General features: G+C 61.8%; 1 protein-coding gene. It reads left to right on the plus strand.

The window, feature by feature from the left end; genetic code table 11:
- Positions 1-809, plus strand: an 809-nt coding sequence (locus AC5P1B_RS35740; RefSeq protein ID WP_493892205.1) for a carbohydrate ABC transporter permease, incomplete at both ends; no start/stop codon positions are given.

Raw genomic sequence — 809 nt, forward strand, 5'->3', positions numbered from 1 at the left:
AAGGGCGGTGGTGATGCCGGTGGCCGGGTGCTGAATGTGTTCTCGCACGGCATTCTGGCGGTGTGGGGGCTGTTGGTGACGCTGCCGTTGTTGTGGGCGGCGATGAGTTCGCTGAAGACGGATAGGGAGATCTTCACGTCTCCGTGGGCGTTGCCGTCGTCGTTGCGGTTCGGGAACTGGTCGGACGCGTGGAACACCGCGAACATGGGCCGGTATTTTCTGAACTCGACGGTGGTGGTGGCTGGTTCGCTGTTCGGCACGATGCTGCTGGGGGCGATGGCGGCGTATGTGCTGGCCCGGTTCGATTTCCGGGGGAACCGGTTCATCTACTACCTGTTCGTGGGGGGGATGAGCTTCCCGATCGTGCTGGCGCTGGTGCCGTTGTACTTCGTGTTGCAGAACATGGAGATGCTGAACACCAAGCACGGTCTGATCCTGGTGTACATCGCGTATTCGCTGCCGTTCACGGTGTTCTTCCTGACGTCGTTCTTCAAGACGTTGCCGACGTCGGTGGCGGAGGCGGCGATGATCGACGGGGCGTCGCATACGCGGACGTTCTTCCAGGTGATGCTGCCGATGGCGAAACCGGGCCTGATCAGCATCGGGATCTTCAACTTCCTGGGGCAGTGGAATCAGTACATGCTGCCGTACGTGCTCAACCAGGGTGAGGAGGACGACAAGCTGCTGCCGCAGGGGCTTGTCGAGCTGGCGGTCTCCCAGGGCTACAAGGGCAACTGGGCGGTGCTGTTCTCCGGCCTGCTGATCGCCATGCTGCCCGTCCTCGCGGTCTACATCATCTTCCAGCGCCA

It is taken from the genome of Streptomyces sp. A01 (genome assembly GCF_059026195.1).